We start from the raw sequence: 22,954 nt of genomic DNA on the forward strand, positions 1-22,954 counted from the left end.
GTGAATTTATCTCACGTCTCAAGACTCACTACTCACGACTAATTATGATGCTTTTTCCTTTTGCAATCTTTTCTTCCGGGCATACTCTTCGGCGGCTTCGCGGACCCACTTTCCATTCTCATGGGCTTCTTGCTTGGCTTTCATGCGCTCGCGGTTCATCGGTCCGTTGCCTTTCACCACGTTCCAGAACTCGTCCCAGTCGATCTCTCCGAACTCGTAATGGCCGGTCTCTTCGTTGAACTCCAGCTCGGGATCGGGAATTTCGATGCCCACGGCTTTGGCCTCTTCCACGTGGCGGTCTACAAAGCTCTGCCGCAGCTCATCGTTGGTCTTCGACTTCACGCCCCATTTGATCAGCTCGGCGCTGTTGGGAGAGTCGTCGTCGTGGGGACCGAACATCATCATTGTAGGCCACCACCAGCGGTTTACGGCGTCCTGCACCATCTCCTGCTGTTCGGGCGTGCCCTGCGCCATGGTTGCCACCATTTCGTAACCCTGCTTCTTGTGGAAACTCTCTTCCTTGCAGATGCGCACCATGGCACGTGAATAGGGACCGTAGCTGCTGCGCGCCAGCATGGTCTGGTTGATAATGGCGGCGCCGTCGACCAGCCAGCCGATCACCATCACGTCGGCCCAGGAGAGGGTAGGGTAATTGAAAATACTTGAATACTTGGCCTTGCCCTCAAGCAGCTGCTGAAGCACTTCCTCCCGGCTGGCGCCCAGGGTTTCGGTGGCACTGTAGAGGTAGAGCCCGTGTCCGGCTTCGTCCTGCACCTTCGACAGCAAGATCAATTTGCGGCGCAGGGAAGGGGCGCGGGTGATCCAGTTGCCTTCGGGCAGCATGCCGACCACCTCCGAGTGGGCGTGCTGGCTCATCATGCGGATCAGCTGGCTGCGGTAGCGGGAGGGCATCCAGTCTTTGGGCTCGATGGTCTCGCCGTTGTCGATGCGCTCCTGAAATTCCTCCAGTTTCTTGGGGTCGTCTTGTTGCTCGGCCATAATAGGTAAAGTCTGTTAAAAGGTTTGTTGCAAGGCTGTTATCATAACACCCCGGGCTGTTTCAGCATTCAGGGTTTGGGCTGCCTGCCCTTCAAAATCGCATTAATCAACCGAATTTACAAGGTGTGCATTCCATGACGGGAGCCTGTCTGCAGATAGTAATAGAAATCAGTAACTACATACTGTGATGAGAGCATTTGCCAACCGATTCATACTAGGCACAAATATTTAGGTTGTGTCATTTTAAACGTCCACATTTCCAAACTATGTCCTCCTGTGATGTCATCCCGAGCCTGTCGAGGGATCTCATCCGCTAAGAATCAGACACATTATATCAGTAGTGATTTAAAATGCCTCTCTCCTTGATAAAGTGGAAAAGAAGTAAAGAGAAAAAAAGTAAAAATAATTTGTAAAGAATGGCCTCCGAACGGGTCTTATAAGATATAGTAAAAACAACACTTATGGGGGGGGTAACATGAACAAAGCGAATGGCAACTGGGTACAGAATAGAGAGGAGGTTAAAAAATTGAAGGCGGAACGGGCTTTGCAGGTATTGGCGGAAGATATCGCAAGTATACGCTATGTAAAAGATTGGGCTGACAAAATAGGGTGTAGTCAGCCTATTCTGAATGACTTAATTAAAATCCATTTTGGATTGAATGCCAAGCAATTGCTTAAAGAGATTCGTTTTATCAAAATTTGTGAGATCATAGAAAGCGATCCGAATGCAACCAGCTATTCGGTTGCCCGTTCTACCGGTCTGCATGACGAACAAGGTCTCTTCAAATTTTTAAAAAGGCATTTCAATACCACCTATTCCGAAATCCGTTATGATGTTTTACTTAAGCACTTTCAATCACTCAATAGTCAAAAGGAAGTGGATAATTCAATAAAAAAATGGCTAGGATAAACACCTAAAGGATATAAACAGGTAGTTGTAAAGAGGGTTTTCAGTAGTATGTTTATTTGTGCTCTTTTATGAGTATAAATAAAATAAAAACAGTAATTTAAAGAGAGGTAAATGCTATGAAAAAGATATATTTATTCCTGTTCTTCACATGTTTCATTTCTGTTTATTCGGTGGAAGCGAGACCAATTGCAGATGTCCTGGATCTTACAGTCTCTAACTCTATAACTACAAGCCAATATGATTTAGAGGCGATAATCAATGCCTTGGAGGATTTGGGGTTTAAAGTTGAGGCAATTGAAACCTACAAAGATCCAGAGGTAAAAAAATGTACTTTGACCGTAAAGGGAATCTATGATGGTAAAGAAGTTGAATTAATCATTGTAATTGAGGGTATGACATGTACAGAATTAATTAAGGAGTTAATGAAAAAAGAATAATAGGGTGAATGCTATGAACAGAATTAAAAGGATGACTATACCTATTTACTTATTGTTTTTTCTGAATGTAAGCGGACCATTGAATTTCAATGAACATAATTCGCTTAAAAATTTTGAGATTCAACAAAAGGCAAGCATAAATAATAACAATCAATTCTCTACAGATAGTAGACTAGTTGATTGTACTATCAAAGTAATTGCAGATGGTGTTGAATTGGAAGTTACATTTCACGATGTAACAAGATTTCGCTGTGCTTTAATAAAGATAGGAAAGTGGTTCCAAGACACTTTTTAAAATAAACGGAAAAATGGTGAGTCACGATTTGAAGTTTTATTTCTAATTGTGTCTCACCAATTTTGACTGATCAAAAATTGAAGAGGGAAAAAATGAAAAAAAATAAAATATTACTGACAATATTAATATCAGTAGCACCATTTCTTTCTTTTGGTCAAGTTGGTGGGAGAGTTGGCTACATTACAATATTGGAAAACGAAGATTTTATTGGGTTAGAATCAACTCTTTATTTTAAGGATGCTGAGTCGTTTTTCTTCGTTGATATGAAAAGTAGATTAGAGAATAAATATACAGGAGATGAGATCCAACTCGTCGATGAATCAAGCATAGATTATCAACTTGATTTTACACCTAAGAGCCCATTCAAATACCAAGTGTATTATAATCAACTAGATAAATCTATTATTAGTCAAACAAGTATTTTTGAAAACTGGAAAACATATCCCTGCGTTGTCATTGAAAATTCTGGCACAATTAATTGGAACATCATAAATGAATTCAAACAGATTGGTAAATTTAATGTTAAAAAAGCAACTACCTCGTTTAGAGGTAGAAATTATGAGGTATGGTTCACACCAGATATTCCAATTTCAATAGGTCCATGGAAATTTCATGGTTTGCCTGGCTTGATTTTGGAAGTAAAAGATGAAGAAATGGGAGTGCAATTTTTATTTAGTTCAATTGAGATTCCATACGATGTAAAAGAAAAAATCTTGCCTCCAAATGAAGGTAAGCATATACAAATCGAAGAATATGCTAGCTATCAAAGTAATTTTTCAGAAGAATTTGTAAAAACATTAAAAGCTAAATTACCAAGAGGTATCCAACCTGAAATAAGTGTTAAAAAATTAGTCAAATCAATCGAGAGAGAGTATTAAAAAGTATGTAGATAATTGATTCCAGTCTTCTCAGGGAGAGCAAACCTATGTGTAAAGTGGTCCTGTGGATTTTACTCATAATGACTTTATTTCAAATAAAGAATGTTCAGGGTCAGAGTATACTTCTTACAGGAACAGTTACAGATTCTGCCGGCAATGCTATCCCTCATGTCCAGATCATTTTATACGATAGCACAAACACCAAAATTATTGACTTCACGCAGGCTGACTCTGTAGGGGAATACAGCATAATTGCTATAGAGCCGGGTTTTTACAATTTGGCTTTTAATATTCTATCACACAAACCGATAAGCATTCCGATTCAAATACTGTCCGAAGACAGTGTAAAAGTTTTGGATGTTACTCTTGAACCTTTGTCCTTGGTTCTGGATGAAATAGTAGTGCAATCAGAACGATCTATTCGGGTAAGCGGGGATACTATATCTATGAAGGTGGATGATTTCCGAAGGGGGGATGAGGAGGTTGTTGAAGACGTCTTGAAAGTGCTACCGGGATTTGATGTTGATGGTGATGGTACTATTCGTTTCGCAGGTAAACAGATTACCAAAGTTATGATAGAAGGATCTGATCTCTTTGGAAAAGGGTATCGAATGGTGACAAAAAATTTGGATGCCAATGTGCTTGAAGATGTTGAAGTGCTTCAAAATTATACCGAACTGGCAGAACTGAGAGGGTTGGAGAAGAGCGATGATATTGCCTTGAATTTAAGTCTAAAAGAAGAAATCAGCTTTGAGCTATTTGGTAACGTATCTCTGGGCATGAATACTCTTGAGAGGCATGAAGCACGAATGGTACTTACCTCTCTCAATAAAAAAATCAAGCAGTATATATTTCTTAATAGTAATTCTTTGGGAAAAGACCTGGTCGGAGAACTTAATGAATTAGCTGACTCTGATAATTCAGTTTTCTCACAAGGAAATATGGTTGATCTGGAATTGGCTCCGCGTAACTATTTTTCGAGATCACTACTGCCTTTGAGCCCAAGGCGAATGCGTTTCAATAACTCAGGCTTGGCATCTTACAATTCTATTTTTAAACCCAATAGTGATTTTGAGTTTAAGATAATTAGTTTAGCAAGATATGATGAGGATGAGCTGAAACGTCAGATTGAAACTAAGTTCCTCACGGAAGAGGTAATTTCCAGGGATCTTGAAACCCTAAATCTGACCGATCGCATTGATGCAGGGTTAATTAAAGTTGAATCTGTTCTAAAACCGAATATATCAAGTAGGTTTGAATATCAAGGATTGCTGCAGCGAGCCAAAAGCAGTGCTACATCTACAGTGATAATAAACAATGAGAATTTATTTGATAATTATAGCACTGGAATTTGGGAGACTACTCATAATTTGAATTACACGAACCGGATTGACGAGAATCAGGCCTTGGTAATCCATGCGAAGTACAGTCGTCAACATCATAATGATAACTATGTTTCAGACCCTCTGTTTTTGGGCGACTTTTTTGATTCTTCAACAGGAACTTTAGAAGGGCAGCAAGAAGAAGAATTTGAGATGACCTCCTCGTCTTTAAAGGCTTTGTGGCTTATAAGAACCGGTAATCTAAGTTTTTTAGAAATAGATACTGGTGTATCCTATGCAGTTATAAAGAGTAATTTGGACTTTGAATCACCTGCTTTAAATAATGAACATTTTATATTTTCCTACAACAATCGACTGACAATCTTAAATAATAGTTTTGGGGTTTTGGGTCGATATCGGCTTGGTATATTTAATTTATTTTCAGGGATTCAAGGATCTTATTTAATTCCTACATATAAGGTTAATCCTGAATCCAAGCCAACCCCGGAGTTTTTTTTAATTAAGCCAAAGATCGGTTCGGATTGGTCAATAGGACAAAGCAAGTTTCAACTTTCCTATATATACGATGCTTCACTATCAGAAATCAGGGAGATACTGGATGGTTTTTATATTGATGATCGTAGAACTGTTAAAAGGGGATTGGGGGATTTTCACTTTTTTAGAGGACATAATGCCCTGTTTAACTATACATATGGTGGCTGGTTACGCAGGAATATGGTACACACCACCCTATTGTATAACAGGAACAACCGGGTAATAACCAATGATGTGACCGTTACCCCTACCTACAGTTTATTACAAAATACATTAGATACAGATCGTGAGCTTTATCTGGCCAACATTTCCGCTGATATATTACTACCAAGTCTCAAAAATAACCTTAAGCTATCTGGCAGTATAACATCGACCAATTTTGAGTCACTATATAATAATGAGTTCTACACTATTCGTACCTCAATTAAAGCTTATGGACTCAGTTTTCGGTCTGTCTTTGATGGACTTTTCAATTACACTCTTGGAGCATCTTGGCTGCACCAAAACCTGAATATTAGCTCATCTGAAGTTCGAACAAAAGGCTCTCTTTATTCTGATCTCTACTTTGAACCTAGTCGGACTCTAAAATTTCAGTTTGTAGCTGAAAGAGAAGCAGCAAATCAACAAGGCATTAAGAGTACTACATACCTCATGGATGCCTATATGCATTTGCAGGTAAAACCAAACAAACTGAAGCTTACTGCCGAAGCCAGAAACCTTCTGAATAACAAGTATTTCGTATCAAACTCTCTGAACGGGCTTATGTTTACTTCCACTCGATACAATCTCATACCCAGATCATTTCTACTAAGCGTAAATTATCGCCTCTAAACCAATTACTAACCAATAATCTTCGCCTTAATCCGTAACCTCCGCGTGTATCAGCGTTCCATTATACCATTTACTATTTGAGTACCTATGCGCGGAATACTATATTACCGTACTGCCTTTAAAAAGAAGCCAATCAAGAAATTAGCGAGGATTGAGACTATGAGTACCGCCGCCAAAGATTCCGCCACCCTGAATCGACCCGTAGAAGAGCAATTCGACGATCACCTGGGCCTGCAGGATGTCGATTACGTTGAGCATTACGTGGGCAATGCCCGCCAGGCCTGCCACTTTTACCAGACGGTGTTCGGCTTTGAGCTTAAGGCCTACAGCGGACTGGAAACCGGCAACCGGGAGACGGTCTCTTACTACCTGGAGCAGAACAATATCCGCTTTGTGCTGACCTCCTGCCTGAAGAGCGATTCGGCCGTGGCCCGGCACGTGTCTAAACACGGCGACGGCATCCGCGACATCGCCATGCATGTAGAGGATGTGGACCGGGCCTTCAAGGAGACCGTAAAGCGCGGGGCGAAACCGGTGGAGGAGCCGCATGACCTGAGCGACGAGCACGGCACCCTGCGCAAGGCGGCCATCGCCACCTACGGCGACACCATCCACTCGCTGGTGAGCCGCGTGAATTACGACGGGGTGTTTATGCCGGGTTTCATCGAGAAGGAATCCACCCTGGAAGATATTGACCCGGTAGGCATCGAGTTTGTGGATCACTGCGTGGGCAACGTGGAAGAAGGCAAAATGAACGAGTGGGTAGACTTCTACCGCGACGTGATGGGCTTCACGCAGTATATCCACTTCGACGACAAAGATATTTCCACAGAGTACTCGGCGCTGATGAGCAAGGTGATGGCCGGGGGACGGGGCATGATCAAGTTTCCCATCAACGAACCGGCGCAGGGCAAGCGGAAGTCGCAGATTGAAGAGTACCTCGATTTTTATGAAGGTCCCGGCGTGCAGCACGTGGCGCTGCTGACCGGCGATATCATCAAAACGGTGAGCAAGCTGAAGGATCGTGGATTGGAATTCCTGCACGTGCCCACTACCTATTACGAGGAACTGGAAGGGCGCGTAGGTACCATCGATGAGCCGGTAGAGAAGCTGGAAGAGCTGGGTATTCTCGTTGATCGCGATGACGAAGGCTACCTGTTGCAGGTATTCACCAAGCCGGTAGTCGACCGTCCGACGCTCTTTTTTGAGATCATCCAGCGCAAAGGCGCCCGCGGATTCGGGAAAGGCAATTTCAAAGCCCTGTTCGAGGCTATTGAACGCGAGCAGGAATTAAGAGGCAATTTATAAAAGCAGTCATGAGTCTTGAGTTGTGAGTATTGAGCGCTCATGACTCATGACTCACGACTCAAGACTAACAAAGAGGTCATTATGATTTATCACCAACTCGGGAAAGTCCCTCACAAGCGACACACGCAATTTCGCCGTCCTGATGGAGAGCTCTACCAGGAGCACCTGTTCGGAGCCGAAGGGTTTCACGGGGTATCTTCGCTGCTCTATCACAATAACCCGCCGACGCGTACCTTCAAGGTAGCGCAGGGACCGAAGGTTGAGATCGAAAAGTGGGAGGAGGGCGTGCTGCGTCATCACCACCTGCGAACCGCCAATATGGAGGAGGGAGGCGACCCGGTCATGGGACGCAAGGTCCTGCTGTTCAATAAAGACGTGCAGATCGGTGCGGCGCGGCCTACCGAGTCCATGGATTATTTTTACAAAAACGGCGAGCACGACGAGCTGATCTTTATCCACGAAGGGGAGGGCTACGTGCAGACCATGTTCGGCCGCCTCGATTTTCATTACGGGGATTATGTGTTCATCCCGCGCGGCACCATCTACCAAATGGTGTTCGAAACCGAAAAGAACAAAATTCTGACCGTCGACTCTACCGGACCCATAGATATCCCGGACCGCTACCTCTCAGATAAAGGGCAATTCCTGGAGAATAGTCCCTTCTGCGAGCGTGACATCCGCCGTCCTGAAGGACAGCTTTTCTACGATGAGGAAGGCGAATTTGAAGTGAAGATCAAGAAGCAGGGACAGATCACCTCCTACTGGTACGAGCACCATCCCTTTGATGTGGTCGGCTGGGACGGCTACCTCTACCCGTGGATCTTCAACATCAAGGACTTCGAGCCTATCACCGGACGCGTTCACCAGCCGCCGCCCGTGCACCAGACTTTTAAGGCGCCCAATTACGTGGTCTGCTCATTCTGCCCGCGAAAGTACGATTACCACCCGCAGTCCATCCCGGCGCCCTACGCGCATAGCAATGTAGACTCCGACGAGGTACTCTACTATGTAGAAGGCGACTTTATGAGCCGCAAGGGCGTGGATGAGGGAAGTATCACCCAGCATCCGGGCGGTATCCCGCACGGTCCGCATCCCGGCAAGTACGAGGAGAGCATCGGCAAGGAAGGCACCGACGAATACGCGGTAATGATCGACACCTTCTACCCGCTGCACCTTACCACCGAAGCCAAGAAGCTGGATGACGACAGCTATCCCTACTCATGGAATGAAGATGTGCAGAAGAAAGTAGAGGCCGAGGAATAGGGCAGGGGTATTGGAAGTTAGAAGCTAGAAGTTAGAAGTTAGATGGTCTAGATTTCTAGAGTAAAGTCCCCTCCTCGGAGTGTTGCTTATTCCTCTATCGCTCTGCGGTTGACGTTGCTTTGGACGCTCCGCGTCCATCACATCAATTAAAGAATGCTGTTCCAAGCGTCCACGCTTGGAACAATCGGTGGTGAAAAAAAGAAACTACACCCATGGCGACTGATCAGAGGCCTGTGCAATTTTTGCCGTGTCGATAGCAATGACAAGTTCTTCGTTGGTAGGGATCACCCAGACCTCGGTTTTCGACGACTCACTGCTAATTTTCTGATTCTTTCCTGCTTCGGCATTTTCATTTTTCTCCGGATCCACTTCGATGCCCAGTGATTCCATGTTCTCAAGAGATTGTTGCCGCACCAGTGCTGAGTTTTCCCCGATACCTGCTGTAAAGATAATAGCATCACATCCGTTTAAAGAGGCAATGTACGAACCGATATATTTCTTCAAGTCGTAGCAGAATACATCAATTGCCTGCTGGCAACGACGGTCGCCCTTTTTGGCTTCGGCAATGAGTTCTCTCATATCCGCGGCGTAGCCGCTTAGGCCCAGTAAGCCGCTGTGCTTGTTCAGCAGCGCGTGCAGGTTATTGAGTGACAATTCTTCTTTTTCAACAAGGTAAAAGAGAATCGACGGGTCAATGTCACCCGAACGGGTACCCATGACCATACCCGAAAGGGGAGTAAAGCCCATTGAGGTATCGATCGACTTGCCTCCTTCAATGGCCGTAACAGAAGCTCCATTTCCCAGGTGACAGGTAATCACCCTGGTTTCTTCCACGGGCTTGTCGGTAAGCTTGTAATATTGACGGCTCACATAGTAGTGTGAGGTTCCGTGGAAACCGTATTTACGAATTTTGTACCGGCGATACAGCCGGTTCGGGATGCCGTAGAGATAGGCTTCCGGTGGGAGCGAGTGGTGGAAAGCCGTATCAAATACCGCCACATGTGGTATATCGGGCAGGTATTTCATAGCGGCTTCTATACCTTTCAGATTTGGAGGATTGTGTAGAGGGGCCAGGTCAAAGGCTTGTCGGATGGCATCCTTCACATCCTCGTCAATAAGCACCGAATCCTTGAACATTTCACCGCCGTGAACCACCCGGTGGCCGACAGCCTCAATATCATCCGTCGATGAGATGGCCGTGTTGTCGGAATCCATCAGGAAATTCATAATTTCCTTTAATGCCTGAACGTGATCGTCAATTTTGCGGGTATCTTTATGTGGTTTGAATCCGGCGGGCTCATGTTTAACAATAGAGGTGACCGCACCGATACGCTCCACCATACCGGAGCAAATCTCTTTTTGATCAGAGGTTTCAATAAGATTGTATTTTACAGATGAACTGCCGCAGTTGATGACCAGTACAAGCATTAATTTTATATCTACAGGCTTAATAGTTATGTGAATGAGCCCCAATATAGGGAAGGTGAGTGAATTTTTGATAAAGGGAGATAGGATGCTGGAAGTTAGAGGTTGGAATTTGGATGTTGGATGGACTACACCTAAGACAAAAAAGTCCCCCCCCGGGAGGGGTGTCCGCAAGTTGGTGTACGGGGTGGGTAGCAAGGACACAAGTTTTAAGTCACTGCGTCCAAGAATTCAGTAAACTCGATCCTTCTAGATAATAGGCTTCACTAAGACAGCTAACTTTGTTGTAATCAAATATGATCCCGCTAGATGTGCTTTTCTGGATGAAGCGAAAGCATTTCAGCAGAATATTATCTCGCGATATTGATTTTGAATACGGTTTTCCCGGGCTTAGAATCCAGGCTCATGCTGCCGCCATGCGCTTTTATGATATCACAGGTTATAGACAATCCGAGTCCTGTTCCTTCGGTACCTTTCTTCGTAGTGAAAAACGGCTGCATTATCTTATCTCTCAGCTCATCGGAAATTCCGGGCCCGTTATCTTCGATCTCAATGATCACATTCTGAGGATCTCTTTTGGTACGGACCGTGAGTTTGGGCGAATATGCTTCTGCCTTCTTGCAGGTTCCATTATTGCTGACACCTGTTTTTTCTCTCATCGCATCGAAGGCGTTATTACACAGATTGATAATCACCCGTGAAAAGTCTTCACCAATTAGCGGTACTTCTCCAACAGATTCATCCAGATTGAGCTCGATATCAACTTTAATGGAATTCTTGCGAGCTCGCATGCCATGGAAGGCCAGGTTTACAAACTCCTTCACCAGGCTGTTTAACGGTGTCGGTTCCATTTTCCCGCTTCCCCCGCGGCTGTGTTCCAGCATGGATTTCACGATGGAATCGGCGCGCCTACCGTGTTCATAAATCTTACTCACATTCAATTTAATAGTATCCAGCAGGTTCAGGATCTCTAAACTCTCTGTTTTGCCATTTGAGTTTCGATTCTTGATTTCTTCTTTTGCCTCTTCAATTAACTCTACACTTACTTCTGAAAAATTATTCACAAAATTCAGCGGATTTTTTATTTCATGAGCAATCCCCGCTGTAAGCTGTCCGAGTGAGGCCAGTTTTTCCTGTTGCACCAATTGCTCCTGGGCGGATTGAAGATTTTTATGGGCGACCTCCATTTTGTGATATGCTACTTCTATTTCCTTGCTCTGGGCCATCTCCTTTTTGCGAGCTGCTTTTAATTTTTGGTAGGCTTTTTCAATTTTTCGGGCCTGCTGCAGTTCACGTTGTTGTGTTTTTTCTCTTTCATTGCGAATGGTACGTGCCTTCTGCACGCGGTGCACCGAGTAAACTCCCCCCATGAAGACCAGGACATAAAATAAATAGGCATACAAGGAACGGTACCATGGAGGTAATACGGTAAAGCTGTAACGCAGGGGCTCGCTCCAGACACCGGCAGGACTTCTTGCTTGTACTAGGAAGGTATAGCTTCCTTCAAATATATTTCCAAAGCTCGCTGTTGCCTTATCGGTAACCGGCGACCATTCTTTTGCGTCATTATCCAGTCTATAGCGGTAACGCACCAGGTGAGGTCTCGCCGTTTCCACACCGATAAAATCGAAACTGATATTGTTTTTACTGTAAGGAAGCGCGAGGTTTTGAGGTATTCCGGTAAAAGGGCTTACACCGTCAAATTGAACTGCACTGAACCGGTTCACCATGGTGTCGCGCTCACTCACATTTAGCTGGCGTCCAAATGTCAGCAGCTCGTCAATGACATAAGGCTGAACTACATTATCAGTTAGTCCGGTCTCCTCATCTTTTATCCTTAAATGATCGAGAGTGCGCCAGCTGACAGATTCATTATTTATTTTTACACGCTGGATGAACATCTGCGGCGCTTTATCACTTCTTTTTACCTCGCTATAATCGAACCGTACCAGTTTATTCCCGGTACCGGCCCAAACAATTCCACGGCTGTCTTCAAACAGACTATATATATGACTTACATCTTTTATGGGGTAGCCGGTTTTCTCGTTATAAATTTCAATACTGTTTTTAGCAATTTTTCCACTATCACTACTTATACCTTCCCTAAGGATGGTAAAGCCGTAACTGGTGCCGATTATGAGGTTCTTTTCGGGATCTTCCAGTACATTATATACTATATCGTTTGCCAATCCTTCGGCCGTAGAAAAGTGTTCGAAAATATTAGTTGTGATTTGATCGACATCAGACTGCGCCAGTCTTTCAACATTATGTTTTTTTATAATAGATACGCCACCGCCCCAGCCGGCTGTAATTATGTTCCCCTTTGAGTCTTGCATTATGGTAGAGAGCTTATTATCCGGCAGGCCCTGGGCTGTGGTAAAATTCATGAACTGCTGGCCGTCAAACCTGCTTAATCCGCCCCGGGTTGCTATCCAGATAATCCCGTTGTTATCCTCAAGAAAATTCCATACTGTTTTATGAACCAGGCCTTGGTCTGTCGAGAAGTTTGTGAATGATTTCCCGTCAAATTTGCTAACTCCTCCGTCAAACGTACCGATCCATAGATTACCATTTCGGTCAATACGTAACGCATTGATATAATTGTCCGGTAAGCCCTGCTCTGTGGTGTAGATGGTAAACCGGTTTCCGTCATACTTAAACAAACCCGAAGCGGTACCAAACCACAGGTTCCCGTCTTGATCCGTGACAGAGGTATATGCCGTATTCTCGATGAAACCTTGTTCGGCAGTATAGTTTGTGAAGGATCCTTTATAATTATCCTTGTCGTTTCTTCGGTAAGCTACTAATCCACCATCCAGCGGTGCAAACCAGAGGGTGCCCTTATTATCTTCGGTGATTGCATAGATGGCTTTACCCGGCAGGCCCTGCTCGTTGGAATATTCAACCACACTGCTTCCGTCATACTTATTGATCCCGCCTCCATAGGTGCTAAACCAGAGACTTCCCGAATCATCTTCCGTAATGCTTTCAATTTGATTATCTGCAAGGCCTTGCTCCGTGGTAAAGTTCAGGAAGGAGCCATTAGACTTATCATATTTAGAAAGACCGCTTTTGGTACCAAACCACAGGTTGTCATCGCGGTCTTCCAAACTGCTGATGACAAAATTACCTGCAAGACCGTCTGAAACAGTAAAATGGGTATACGCTTTTTTAGGCAGTTCTTCCATTGTGGGATCATACCTTCCCAGGAAATAATCGGTGCCATACCAAATAATTCCCTCTTTATCTTCCAACAGGGTATATACAACTTCGTTCTGAAGTCCTATTTGCTTCGAAAAGTCCACAAACGGGTTTTCGCCCTCATTCTCTGCTTTGGGATCATATATGCTTACACCGCCGGCCCCTCCAAACCAGAGAAATCCATTTTTATCTTCGATAATATCAAATATGGAACCTTCAATTAAGCCGTCCTCGGTTGTGAAGTTGATAAACAACCTATTTGTGCTGTCTTCCGCGGCAGGGTTGTACCTGCTTACCCCGCTTTCGGTGGCCAGCCAAATATTTTCTTTGCTGTCTATAAATATTTTACGGACATCATTATTTATCAGACCCTGTTCCGTCGTGAAGTTTTCAAATACAATTCCGTTATATCTGCTAGCTCCTCCATATGTGCCAAACCAGATATTTCCATTGCAATCCTCTGCTATGGTTGATATTAAATTATGAATCAATCCGTGAGCGGAGGAGTAATTGGTGAACGACTTGCCATTATACATGCTCACCCCGTTGCCTGAGGTACCAAACCAGATATTACCGGCTCTATCCTTATAACTGTCGTTAATACTGCTCAAAGCCAGACCCTCATCCGTATTAAAGTTTTGCATGGTTACATAAAAATCGGCAGTGGTCTCTATAGGCGGCGTTTGTTCTGAGAGCGCTATAATGTGAGGTGAAGGAAGGGTATCGAGAGTATTGACCTTAAATTTTCCTGCAGTGATAATTTCAGGGGCTGAAACTGTGTCGACAGAGGTTAGAACTGCTTCTGAATTTTCATCTGTTACTGATTGACAGGAAGCAATCAACCATAAACTCATTATGACAGATAATGTCAGGGAAAAAATCGGATGTATGGTTCCATGGCTTGCCATATGTACGTTCTGACTCCCCCAAAGAGTTGCAGCTCAGATAAATGATGTTGATTGAAATAGGCAGTAAAGAATCCCGGTTCTGTAAACAAATAATACCTTTTATTGATATTTTACAACTATCTTATTTTAAATATTTGATTTAAAAGTAAAGTTGATAGATATATACCGGACTAATACCTGCCTGGAATAGTGTTGCACATCTTGGCTGACAGGAGGGATGAAAGCCTTCGTAACAAATATAAGAGCTTGGAATAATTATAGAATGAAACAAAAAAGGTTCCACCTTATACTTAGACAAAGTGGAACCTTTATATGCAGGGTGTACCCAACTCAGAGAGCTTGGTATAAACTTGAATTAATCGTCGTCTCCATCATCTTCATCGTCGTCATCCCCCTCGTCACCGTCATTTTTATCTGAGGGAGGAAGCATTACGTTATCGATCGCATGGATTACACCATTGGAGGCAAAGATGTCCGTTGCAATGATTTGTGCAAAACCATTTTCCTCATTGCCGACAAAGAAAGCACCATCATCTTCCTGAACGGAGATATATTTTTCAAGTAAGGTATTTACCTGATCGGACTCAGTGACGTCTTCCGCATCTCTGGCACCTGGAGCTACGTGATAGAGCAGGATATTGGTCACAAGCTCTTTATTTTCTTCAACCAGCAGCTCTTCGGCCGTCAGACCCAGCTCAGCTAATAGGGCGTCAAAAGCCTCGTTGTTGGGAGCAAAGACTGTATATTGTCTCTTGCCGCCAAGAGCCTCACTAAGACCGGCAAATTCTACAGCGGCCGCCAGTGTTGAAAAATCTTCACTGGAGGAAGCGATTTCCAGGATGGTATCCAGATCTTCACGATCTTCATCTTCACCCTCATCATCATCTTCTCCATCGCCGGCATTTTTTCCGGTAGGTGGAAGCATGACGCTGTCAATGGCATGGACTACGCCGTTGGAAGCAAAGATGTCCGTAGCAATAATCTGGGCAAAACCATTTTCTTCATTGCCAACCAGGAAAGCACCGTCATCTTCCTGAACGGTGATAAACTTCTTGAGCAGGGTATTTACCTGATCGGACTCAGTGACATCTTCCGCATCCCTCGATCCGGGGGCCACATGGTAGAGCAGGATATTGGTAACCAGCTCCTTGTTCTCTTCAACCAGCAGCTCTTCAGCGGTCAGGTCCAGTTCAGCTAATAAGGCATCAAATGCCTCGTTGGTCGGTGCGAAAACTGTAAATTGTCTCTTGCCGTTCAAAGCGTCCTGAAGACCGGCAAACTCTACAGCAGCGGCCAGAGTTGAAAAATCTTCACTGGATGCAGCGATTTCCAGAATGGAATCCTCTTCACTGTTAGGACCGCTCATGGCATTTCCCTTGGCTTTAGTTTCCTGCAGCCAGCTGTCGTTTTCAACAGCGTCAGTATTGGTAACGTCGTTACAGGCTGAAATGGCAAATAACAAGCCCGCAAATAGCAGTATTGAATGTATAACTCTCATAGCATACCTCGGTTTATTTATGTATTTGGAATAACTAACTCATGTCTTGTACACTAGAAAATCATGGAATGACTAGTCTTTCGAAAAATTTTTATACCTCGAATATTTACCCAATCCAGATTTTAAATAGTTGATCCAATAAAAAATATACCTTACCAACCGTTCCGGGTTTCCATTTTATCAAGAGAAACTTTAGCAAAGAATCCGTTTAGTGACCGGAATCAAATGGGATTTGCCCCAAGGGTCTAAATGAATCGACAAATAAGAAGGTTTAGGGCTGTAGGATGGGAGTTTTATATAATTGAAATGTAAACTAAAACTATGATCTCTGTTTAGGTAAGATTTAAAAAGGAGCAGGATATGCCACGTTTAACAAAGATTGCATGAAATGGGCTTATTGCGATGCTAACAAATCATGAGTTCTTAGTGGTAACCGCAGCTGCCACAGGCGTATAAATATCAGGATGTGTGTAACTATGATTAGAGGTACGATAAAGGTAGGGAGCAGGCTAAAAGGAAATGTTGTAATCCATATCATCTGTTCCGGATTATTTAATCCTAAACCAATTCCCGTTTTCAAAACATAGAGGATATCCGTTAATCCAAATAGGTTCCATAGCAGTACCATCCACCAACGTGGCACCGTGGTAATTGGTAAGGCAAACCCTACTGTCGCAATTGCCGTTACGGCCACGGCTACGTCACCCCAGCCGGCAATAATGGCAAATTCCGAGGGGATTATTCCTTGGGCGTGAAGTACAAGAAAGGCGATACCTACAAATCGAACGAAATGATATAGTATCAGCCACCGAAGATCCAAATTCATGACCCAGCTGCGAATGGGCTGCACGAAATAGATGGTTAGGAGTGATACTGTAATTAGCAGTCCGTTTATTGCTCCCATGACCGGAGCAGGAACCTCATAAAGTAAGCCTGAAGCACTTATTACAAGCGCAATAGTAAACCATATACCCAAGAGAACCGGACCTACCGGGACAATCTTACGGGTCATTGAAATAATCGGTGTATTCAAGTTCAACCGGATGATTTATTGATATTATAAACTAACCATTGACTTGCGGATACAGGACTTAGTTAAAGCCCTAATCTTAAATAGATTGATGGTGTTAATTGAATTCTGCTTTTTGTTGTCTTTATATCGGAAATCTGATCTTGAACGAAGCCGGAATGGCTAGCATGCGTTCACTATTGAATTTTCGTCTGGTTATAATATTATCACTTTTAAAATTGACAAAAAATAGGAGGTTATAACATTTTTTTCGTCTTGAATATTTTGTTCAGTTCAATAGGCATAGAAGATTTTTTCAGTGGCAAATTTAGCATTACCGCAGAGTAGTGAAGGGCTACGTCACCGCAGAACGATGGCGAAGGGGATAACTATTTTTTTAAGACTTATTAGATGATAGTCTTACTCATGTGTCATTTTATGTAACAGCAGCAGGCTCAATATTCTGATTGATATGGAAAAAGTTATCCGGATCGTATTTAGCTTTTATTTCAGCCAGTCGCTCATAGTTATTTCCATAGGAAGCCTTAATCCTGCTTTCCCCTTCTTCCATCATAAAGTTTACGTATGCACCACCGTCGGCATAAGGGGCGATGTCATCGTAATAATTCTTGCACCAGGCTGTAACCTCTTCTGCATTATCGGGATCCGGGTCTACGCCAACGATTACCTGAGACCAACGAGATGATCGTTTAGCCCAGGCAGTCTGGTTTGTTTCCGTATCATGAACGGCTCCGTCTATTGGATAAAAGTGTGTAGTTGAATGCACTGACGGGATCTGAGACCCATATTTTATATTCTCTCGAATGGCATCATCTGTCAATTCATTAACAAAATGGGCTCTCCAATACCAATGCATTCCAGGAGGATACAGGTCATCGAACATCCCATTCAAATCAGGCATCGGGATCTCATCCACAAAATCGAGAATGGGTGGGCCAAACTCCCGGATTGGTTTGAATACCTCTTCGGCTTTTTCGATCGGTCCGGTATAACACCAAACTATGCCACAGACATTCTTGGAACGTAAATGTTCGGGAAAAGGGTCCCCGGGCGGTACAATCAGGAAGGCAAAGAATCCATACAGGTCATTCGAAGCATTTTTAGTTATTTCATCATAAAACTTCATGGCTTCATGAGCCTGTTCTAATGGCCAAAACATCGGTCCTGCATATACATTCTTAATGGGTAGAAGGTTAAATGTAAATGAAGTAACCACACCAAAATTACCACCCCCTCCGCGAATGGCCCAAAACAGATCCGGATTACTTGTTTCACTAACCGTGACTAAGTCACCTGACGCAAGTACTACCTCAGCTTCCTTTAGGCGATCAATGGTTAATCCCCCTTTTCGGGATAGATAACCTATCCCGCCACCCAGAGTTAATCCGCTTACCCCCGTGGTACCGACAATACCACTCGGCAGTGCCAGGCCATGCTCATGGGTAGCCTCATCCACTTCTTTCAACAGACAACCCGCCTGTACTCTGGCAGTTTGCTTTGCCGGATCAATCTGGATGTCCTTCATTAAAGACAAATCGACGACCATACCGTCATCGACCAAGGCGAGTCCGGCACCATTATGACCGCCCCCGCGAACGGCTACTTCGATTTCTTCTTTTCTAGCAAACTGAATAGCTTTTTTTACATCTTGTTCATCCCTGCATTTTACAATTAAAGCAGGATGCTTATCGATCATGGCATTGTAAATGGTACGCTCTTCTTCATAGTTTTCATCTTTAGGAAGGATGACTTCTCCCTGTATATTTTCTCTCAGATTCTTTATTGAATTTATACTATACATATTGACTCCGGAAGATAGATATTGACGTTTAATACGGCTCATTGAAATAGAACTGACAGAGAGACTTCAAAGCTTCTGTCAGTTCTATTTCAATGCAAAGATATGTTTATTCAGCTAGGCTCAGGGGTGAGTGATGTTCATGCACGATTTTCCATTCCCCATTGCCATTCTTAGCAAACACCAGGCTGATCTGATCATTGACAACGGCCACGTTTTCTTCAAACTTTAAGTGAAAGTCGGAATGGAAGGTTACCACCGCTACATTTCCGTGGTAGACGGCAATTTTCATATCTTTGGCATCCATTTTAACCGCTTCTTTGACGCTTCCGAACACCTCTCTCTCAAAAGCTTCGTTTTCCTCTCCACCGTTACGGGGGGCACCTTGCTTAAACTCCGTAAACTTAGGCCCGTAAGCGTGGAAGGAGATCAATTTATCAATGTTGCCGGCTTTGACACTCTCAACAATTTCATTCATGGTCTGCTTGATTTCTTCTTTTTCTTCCGGGTATTCAGCCATAAGGCCACTCCCGTTTTGAGCTAACAGTGTTGAAAATCCCCAACCGAAAATGAGGATATATGCCAGAGAAACTTTAAGTAATTTTTTCATAATCATCTCTTTATGAGTGGTTAAATATTTGTGTCAGTTTATAAATACAGCCGACTTCGTTTCTCTTCCACCTCATATGTTCCAAAAAATGCAACATTTGTTGCATGGGGTTCTAGACAAGATCAGGGTTGGGATAGAAGTGACTTTAGCCGGGTGTTTACTGCGCTGACTACACTTCTACTTTTATTTTGGAAGGGGAGATACCGTATTTCTCTTTGAAACACTTGGCAAAATAGGAGGGGTTCGAGAATCCCAGCTCATATGCGATTTCAGATATTGTCAACTCTCTTTCCTTAATGAGGTTAAGTGCGTATCTGAGTCTGACATCCCTTAAAAACTGTACCGGAGAGGTGTTTGACATAGAATTTAGTTTGCGATACAACTGTGCCCGGCTCAATCCGATTTCTTTACTTAGCTTGGCAATAGTAAAGTTAACCTTTGAAATATTCATGTTTATGTGATCGAATAACTGCTGAATAAATACCTGGTCGGATTTATCGATAACCGTGATGCCTTTTCCATCCATTTCTGTTCGGCATAAAACGCTTATCTCCTGGAACTCAACCGGCAGTGCAATTTTCCCATTTTCAGCAATTTTACCATACCACATACTTTGATTCAGTGCTTTTTGAAAAATCCGGTCATCCGTATTAGTAACCGGTTCCCCAATACACAAACCCATCGTAAACCTGAAATTCCATTCATTGGAAGCATACTTCTCTTTATGGGAGAGAAATTCTTCCTGTATCTCTTTGGCACAAAGCAAACAGCTTTCCGGGGTATTAAAAACAGCAATAAGTCTATCAAAAGATAATTGGTTAACAACTGTGCCATTATTTTTGAGAATCAATTGTTCGGCATATTTAATAGGCTTATGAGGCAATTTTAGCTGATCAAAATCAATAAAATGCGACAAACGTGTGACAGCGATAATGTCCAGATTTAGAATAAATCTGTATCCTCTATCAACATCTCCGTTTTTATCGACAACTAAATCATCTTTGTCTCTCAGGTCATTTCCCATAAAGGCCGAGTACAGTCCACCTTCTACTTCTACGATGTTACAGGCGGTTACTCCATTTGCCAAAAGGTGCGTCTTTTGGATAGCATCTTTATTCGGGGCTTTCATCAAACAGAAAACTTTACCGCTGTCTTCGTTTACCCAATAGGCCAGGTATTTAACATCATACTTTTCCTGAACGGCCAAATCTTTGAGGTGCGCTTTTTCTGCTTCCTGAATTTTTATTCCCGGGACATCGTGACAATCCATGTATAAAGGCATTGCAAATGTATTTTAATACGTGGTTTTTTTTAATCTATTTCTCAAAATCAGCAATATGTATTAATGCTTTTAAATTCTCTCTGAAATTTTACAGATAACTGTTAAAACTATACCGCTACTTTTGACGCTTTAACTCCATATTTGTCTTTGAAGCATTTCGAAAAATAGGAAGGATTACTGTACCCGATTTCCATAGCGATCTCAGATATATTGTATTTGTTCTCTTTGATCAATGTGAGTGCTTTATTCAGACGCATATCCCGAATAAAAGCAACCGGTGAATTCCCGGTTGTGGATTTAACTTTTCTGTAGAGCTGGGTACGGCTAATACCAATATCGCGGCAAAGTTTTTCGACGTTAAACTCTTGGTCTGAGATATTCTCCTCGGTGATGTCAAACAGTTGTTCAAGAAACTCTTCTTCTGCCAATTGAATCGACTTCAATGCTGCACTGCTGGTTGGTTTCTCCTCTAAAGCACTCAATTTCCGGACCATATTTGATGCTACAATTTCGCCGCTTTCCGCAATCAAGCTGAGCCGTTGTGCCAAACGTATGGTCGATTCAAATAAGTGGTCGTTCATAGTTACCGGCTGCCCACCGCCGACTCCAATTTTGAAGGTAATATTCCAGGATTCATCTTTGGGGTTCTCCATCCTTTTTAAAAATTCCCTCTGGATTTCCATGGCACAGTCCAACGCTTCGTCGGCTTCTGTAAAAACGCAGATAAAGCCGTCATAGTCATCATTATTAATCTCTCTACCATCATACGAAGGAATAATTTGCCGGATCAGTTTTTTGGGCTTGTCAGGAATGACTAAATGCCTTAAATCATCGGAGTTCGTCGCTTTAGTGATTCCCCAAATATCAATTGCTATTACAAAGCGGTAGGCTTTATCTAACTCTCCGTCTTTACCTAAAACGATACCATGATCCAGTCGTTGGGATTCCCCCATGAATAATTTATAAAAGCCACTTTCAACTTTAATAATTTTGCATGCGATATTACCGTGAGCTTCCTGGTGCACTCTTTCACAAGACTCCTTATCAGGTGCTTCAATAAGGCAGAAAATGGTTCCGGCATCTTCATTTACCCAAAATTGAACATACCTGACACCGTATTTGTCCTGAACAGATTTATCTGCCATATGCCCCTTCTTGACCGCATCAATGCTTATATCAGAAACGATATGATAATCCATGAATAGAGGCATGCTAATAGTTGTTTTTAATCAATTTATTACCAATTTAGAAAAAAATGCGGGAATTCAAATTCTATGCTCTTTCAAACCTTTAGGTAGGGTTCTATTTTGAAGCCTTTTCCCTATAAATTCCTTTATTGTAGATTAAAGACCGTAGCTACATTGAGTAGTTTAATAATGCTATCTATACAGTCGACATTTTAGCTGACACCCTGCATACCTGGAAAAGTCTGAATACTTTTAGGGGTATACGCTGCTATTCAGTAATGCACTAATTCCCGAACTTCTCATTGACTTCTCATTGACCGACTTCTTTATTATCATTGGATATGGAGATACTAGGAATAGATGTAGGCGGTTCTGGAATAAAAGGGGCTATTGTAGATACCCGGGTAGGGGAACTCAAAACGGAACGATACCGAATTCCAACTCCCAAACCGGCAACGCCATCCTCAGTGATTAATACCATTGAGGCCATAATTGATCATTTCGACTGGCAAGGTGTCGTCGGGTGCGGATTTCCGGCTGCTGTTAAACATGAAATTGTAAAAACAGCCTCAAACATTGATGATTCCTGGATTGGTGTAAATGCTTCTGCCCAGATAGAAAAAGGAACAGGGTGCCCGACCTGGCTCGTCAATGATGTTGATGCAGCAGGGTATGCTGAGGTGGGATTCGGTGCCGGGAAAGATCGGTATGGGACCATCTTTATGGCTGCTTTCGGTACCGGAATCGGAACCGCTGTCTTTCACAACCAGCAGTTGGTACCCAATACAGAGTTGGGACACATACCCATGCATGGTATGGCGGCTGAAGATTATGCCGCAAATTCGATCCGCGAAAAACAGGAGCTGAGCTGGGAAGAGTGGGGAGGCCGGGTAAATGAATACCTTCAGGTCATACAAGCTCTCTTTTGGCCAGATATAGTTATCATCGGTGGCGGGGTAAGTAAGTATTTTAATGAGTTCAAAGATTTCCTTGACCTCGATACAGAAGTGGTTCCTGCAGAAAATCGTAATCACGCAGGAATTATCGGTGCAGCAATAGCTGCCTCAGCGAAGCAGAAAGGTCTCGAATAAAACTTCAATTGATCGTGACCAAAGAGAACTGATATATCCGGTACATCAAATCTTTGATAAAATTTTAGTATAAAAGTAATCTTTAATGGATTTATTGTTCTGATCAAGGAAAATCACTTGATTTTG

General features: G+C 43.1%; 17 protein-coding genes and 1 pseudogene. 9 read left to right on the forward strand and 9 right to left on the reverse strand.

Going from position 1 to position 22,954, the window contains the following annotated elements; translation table 11 throughout:
- Window positions 1-42: 42 nt before the first annotated feature.
- Window positions 43-999, reverse strand: coding sequence for a 1,2-phenylacetyl-CoA epoxidase subunit PaaA (gene paaA / locus G3570_RS04275; RefSeq protein ID WP_165139599.1), 957 nt, complete (start codon window positions 997-999; stop codon window positions 43-45).
- Window positions 1,000-1,474: 475 nt separating this feature from the next.
- Here paaA and G3570_RS04280 point away from each other — a divergent pair, with 475 nt between their 5' ends.
- The 8 genes and pseudogenes from G3570_RS04280 (at window position 1,475) to G3570_RS04310 (ending at window position 8,798) form a co-directional block, all read left to right on the forward strand.
- Complete coding sequence (locus G3570_RS04280) at window positions 1,475-1,909, forward strand: helix-turn-helix domain-containing protein (protein WP_165139602.1); 435 nt, start codon at window positions 1,475-1,477, stop codon at window positions 1,907-1,909.
- Window positions 1,910-2,025: 116 nt separating this feature from the next.
- Window positions 2,026-2,346, forward strand: coding sequence for a hypothetical protein (locus G3570_RS04285; RefSeq protein ID WP_165139605.1), 321 nt, complete (start codon window positions 2,026-2,028; stop codon window positions 2,344-2,346).
- A gap of 13 nt (window positions 2,347-2,359) precedes the next feature.
- A complete protein-coding gene (locus G3570_RS04290; protein WP_165139608.1) occupies window positions 2,360-2,641 on the forward strand; it encodes a hypothetical protein in 282 nt (93 codons plus the stop codon).
- A gap of 92 nt (window positions 2,642-2,733) precedes the next feature.
- Window positions 2,734-3,519, forward strand: coding sequence for a GLPGLI family protein (locus tag G3570_RS04295; RefSeq protein ID WP_165139611.1), 786 nt, complete (start codon window positions 2,734-2,736; stop codon window positions 3,517-3,519).
- Between the two features lie 80 nt (window positions 3,520-3,599).
- A pseudogene (locus tag G3570_RS16580) lies at window positions 3,600-3,878 on the forward strand (carboxypeptidase-like regulatory domain-containing protein); the annotation flags it as partial.
- Window positions 3,879-3,971: 93 nt separating this feature from the next.
- A complete protein-coding gene (locus G3570_RS04300) occupies window positions 3,972-6,227 on the forward strand; it encodes a hypothetical protein (protein ID WP_249066700.1) in 2,256 nt (751 codons plus the stop codon).
- 159 nt (window positions 6,228-6,386) lie between these two features.
- Window positions 6,387-7,535 carry a 4-hydroxyphenylpyruvate dioxygenase gene (gene hppD, locus G3570_RS04305; RefSeq protein ID WP_165139617.1) on the forward strand — a complete coding sequence of 383 codons (1,149 nt, stop codon included), beginning with the start codon at window positions 6,387-6,389 and terminating at the stop codon, window positions 7,533-7,535.
- 81 nt (window positions 7,536-7,616) lie between these two features.
- Complete coding sequence (locus G3570_RS04310; RefSeq protein ID WP_249066701.1) at window positions 7,617-8,798, forward strand: homogentisate 1,2-dioxygenase; 1,182 nt, start codon at window positions 7,617-7,619, stop codon at window positions 8,796-8,798.
- A 204-nt stretch (window positions 8,799-9,002) separates the two neighbouring features.
- On the opposite strand, the gene G3570_RS04315 is transcribed toward G3570_RS04310, so the two are convergent.
- The 8 genes from G3570_RS04315 to G3570_RS04350 form a co-directional block, all read right to left on the reverse strand.
- The gene (locus tag G3570_RS04315; RefSeq protein ID WP_165139620.1) at window positions 9,003-10,226 is read right to left on the reverse strand and encodes an acetate/propionate family kinase; all 1,224 of its coding nucleotides are present in this window, start codon (window positions 10,224-10,226) and stop codon (window positions 9,003-9,005) included.
- 347 nt (window positions 10,227-10,573) lie between these two features.
- Entirely contained in the window at window positions 10,574-14,278 is a 3,705-nt protein-coding gene (locus tag G3570_RS04320) for a sensor histidine kinase (RefSeq protein WP_165139623.1), read from the reverse strand.
- A gap of 409 nt (window positions 14,279-14,687) precedes the next feature.
- Window positions 14,688-15,830: a fasciclin domain-containing protein gene (locus tag G3570_RS04325; protein ID WP_165139626.1), complete on the reverse strand. Its 1,143-nt coding sequence runs from the start codon at window positions 15,828-15,830 to the stop codon at window positions 14,688-14,690.
- A 394-nt stretch (window positions 15,831-16,224) separates the two neighbouring features.
- A complete protein-coding gene (locus G3570_RS04330) occupies window positions 16,225-16,842 on the reverse strand; it encodes a hypothetical protein (protein ID WP_165139629.1) in 618 nt (205 codons plus the stop codon).
- Window positions 16,843-17,275: 433 nt separating this feature from the next.
- Window positions 17,276-18,661: an FAD-binding oxidoreductase gene (locus G3570_RS04335; protein ID WP_165139632.1), complete on the reverse strand. Its 1,386-nt coding sequence runs from the start codon at window positions 18,659-18,661 to the stop codon at window positions 17,276-17,278.
- Window positions 18,662-18,767: 106 nt separating this feature from the next.
- Window positions 18,768-19,268, reverse strand: a complete 501-nt coding sequence (locus G3570_RS04340; protein ID WP_165139635.1) for a YybH family protein — start codon at window positions 19,266-19,268, stop codon at window positions 18,768-18,770.
- Between the two features lie 169 nt (window positions 19,269-19,437).
- A complete protein-coding gene (locus G3570_RS04345; protein WP_165139638.1) occupies window positions 19,438-20,550 on the reverse strand; it encodes a nickel-binding protein in 1,113 nt (370 codons plus the stop codon).
- A 107-nt stretch (window positions 20,551-20,657) separates the two neighbouring features.
- Window positions 20,658-21,761, reverse strand: coding sequence for a nickel-binding protein (locus tag G3570_RS04350; RefSeq protein WP_165139641.1), 1,104 nt, complete (start codon window positions 21,759-21,761; stop codon window positions 20,658-20,660).
- Window positions 21,762-22,078: 317 nt separating this feature from the next.
- Here G3570_RS04350 and ppgK point away from each other — a divergent pair, with 317 nt between their 5' ends.
- Window positions 22,079-22,828 carry a polyphosphate--glucose phosphotransferase gene (gene ppgK / locus G3570_RS04355; RefSeq protein WP_165139644.1) on the forward strand — a complete coding sequence of 250 codons (750 nt, stop codon included), beginning with the start codon at window positions 22,079-22,081 and terminating at the stop codon, window positions 22,826-22,828.
- The last annotated feature ends 126 nt before the right edge of the window (window positions 22,829-22,954 follow it).

The organism is Halalkalibaculum roseum (assembly GCF_011059145.1).
Classification (GTDB): domain Bacteria; phylum Bacteroidota; class Rhodothermia; order Balneolales; family Balneolaceae; genus Halalkalibaculum; species Halalkalibaculum roseum.

What these genes read in the sequence shown, in the direction of transcription:
- paaA (WP_165139599.1), bottom strand. Translation starts at nt 999, where the DNA reads ATGGCCGAGCAACAAGACGACCCCAAGAAACTGGAGGAATTTCAGGAG.
- G3570_RS04280 (WP_165139602.1), top strand. Translation starts at nt 1,475, where the DNA reads ATGAACAAAGCGAATGGCAACTGGGTACAGAATAGAGAGGAGGTTAAA.
- G3570_RS04285 (WP_165139605.1), top strand. Translation starts at nt 2,026, where the DNA reads ATGAAAAAGATATATTTATTCCTGTTCTTCACATGTTTCATTTCTGTT.
- G3570_RS04290 (WP_165139608.1), top strand. Translation starts at nt 2,360, where the DNA reads ATGAACAGAATTAAAAGGATGACTATACCTATTTACTTATTGTTTTTT.
- G3570_RS04295 (WP_165139611.1), top strand. Translation starts at nt 2,734, where the DNA reads ATGAAAAAAAATAAAATATTACTGACAATATTAATATCAGTAGCACCA.
- hppD (WP_165139617.1), top strand. Translation starts at nt 6,387, where the DNA reads ATGAGTACCGCCGCCAAAGATTCCGCCACCCTGAATCGACCCGTAGAA.
- G3570_RS04310 (WP_249066701.1), top strand. Translation starts at nt 7,617, where the DNA reads ATGATTTATCACCAACTCGGGAAAGTCCCTCACAAGCGACACACGCAA.
- G3570_RS04315 (WP_165139620.1), bottom strand. Translation starts at nt 10,226, where the DNA reads ATGCTTGTACTGGTCATCAACTGCGGCAGTTCATCTGTAAAATACAAT.
- G3570_RS04320 (WP_165139623.1), bottom strand. Translation starts at nt 14,278, where the DNA reads ATGAGTTTATGGTTGATTGCTTCCTGTCAATCAGTAACAGATGAAAAT.
- G3570_RS04325 (WP_165139626.1), bottom strand. Translation starts at nt 15,830, where the DNA reads ATGAGAGTTATACATTCAATACTGCTATTTGCGGGCTTGTTATTTGCC.
- G3570_RS04330 (WP_165139629.1), bottom strand. Translation starts at nt 16,842, where the DNA reads ATGACCCGTAAGATTGTCCCGGTAGGTCCGGTTCTCTTGGGTATATGG.
- G3570_RS04335 (WP_165139632.1), bottom strand. Translation starts at nt 18,661, where the DNA reads ATGTATAGTATAAATTCAATAAAGAATCTGAGAGAAAATATACAGGGA.
- G3570_RS04340 (WP_165139635.1), bottom strand. Translation starts at nt 19,268, where the DNA reads ATGAAAAAATTACTTAAAGTTTCTCTGGCATATATCCTCATTTTCGGT.
- G3570_RS04345 (WP_165139638.1), bottom strand. Translation starts at nt 20,550, where the DNA reads ATGCCTTTATACATGGATTGTCACGATGTCCCGGGAATAAAAATTCAG.
- G3570_RS04350 (WP_165139641.1), bottom strand. Translation starts at nt 21,761, where the DNA reads ATGCCTCTATTCATGGATTATCATATCGTTTCTGATATAAGCATTGAT.
- ppgK (WP_165139644.1), top strand. Translation starts at nt 22,079, where the DNA reads ATGGAGATACTAGGAATAGATGTAGGCGGTTCTGGAATAAAAGGGGCT.